Annotated in this window: 3 protein-coding genes; all 3 read right to left on the reverse strand. The window is 49.5% G+C overall.

What is annotated here, in order from left to right:
- Window positions 1–140: 50S ribosomal protein L32 (gene rpmF, locus JKK62_RS14240; RefSeq protein WP_201428484.1), on the reverse strand; the 140-nt coding region annotated here is incomplete at its 3' end.
- 20 nt (window positions 141–160) lie between these two features.
- On the reverse strand, window positions 161–661 hold the full coding sequence (locus JKK62_RS14245; RefSeq protein WP_186834201.1) for a YceD family protein: 501 nt from the start codon (window positions 659–661) through the stop codon (window positions 161–163).
- Window positions 662–880: 219 nt separating this feature from the next.
- Window positions 881–1,159: hypothetical protein (locus JKK62_RS14250; protein ID WP_201428485.1), on the reverse strand; the 279-nt coding region annotated here is incomplete at its 5' end.

Genomic DNA, 1,159 nt, shown 5'->3' on the forward strand with positions numbered 1-1,159 from the left:
CAGTTACCGCAAGCTCTGTGCGCAGCCATCAGCTCGCCGCAGTTGGGGCAAGTTGTGAGTGTGGGCGCGTTGAGCTTCCATACTGTTGAACGTCTTGAGCTCTTTCTTGCGTGTGATGTTTTTCTCTTAGGTACTGCCATTTCAAAGACCTCCTTGTATATTATTCATCTTCCATAAGCTGTTTGAGAATTTCAAGCCTCGAATCTACCTGCGTTCTGTCGCAGCCGCAATCGCCTTCGTTGAGGTTCTTGCCGCATTTCGGACACAGTCCCCTGCAGTCGTCCTTGCAGAGATATTTCTGAGGATAGTGCAGAATGATGTCCGAGATGACAACCTCGTCGAGCTCGAGGGTGAAATCGGGTGTTTCAATATAGTCGTCGTTGCGCTCGTCAACAAGCTCCTGCACCAGAGGGTGAGAAAAGCTGACTTCCGTTTCGTCCTCAACGGGAGTGCCGCAGCGGTCGCACGGACGGCAAAAGCCGTATTTGCAGCTGAGCGTCAGGGTAACGAGGCTAGCGCGGTTCTGTGCCTCGGCGTTGACCGTAACGGGAGTAGTGAATGGAAAAATCCCGTCGACGTCGAGTTTTGTAATATCAAGCTCGTAGGAACATTTCTTTGTTTCGCCGTCGTTCATAAAGACGGATTTCAGTTCAAAAAGCATTGACACACCCCAAACCGCATAAACGCATATTAAAACGCTGTCTTATATTATACAAAAGGTTCGGGACTTTGTCAACCGAAAAACACGAGATTTTTGAATTTTTACCGCTTTTTCGGCGCATAGCACAGCCGTTTTTTCCAAATAGGAATAATATTGTATTATTGCGAGAAAAACGCTCCCGAATTACCTCGGGAGCGCGTAAAATACTCAATTAACAGATCAGACCTGCTCGCAAACCGCGTTGATGGACTCGGGAATGTCGGCGCTGTCAGCGGAAATGAGGAGGGTGATGTTGGTGGAAGTTGTCTCGGAGAGATCCTGCAGCTTCTTGGTGAAGGACTCAAGACCCGCGATCGCCTCGGGAGCGATCTTGAAGGTGGAGTCAACAAGGATATCGGTCACGTCGTAGTTGCCCGCGCAGATACCGCTGAGGAAGCCGTAGAGCATATCATAACCGTAGATAGTGTACTGCTCGGTGTCGATAAGTCTTGCCTTGTG

Source organism: Ruminococcus difficilis (genome assembly GCF_016680995.1).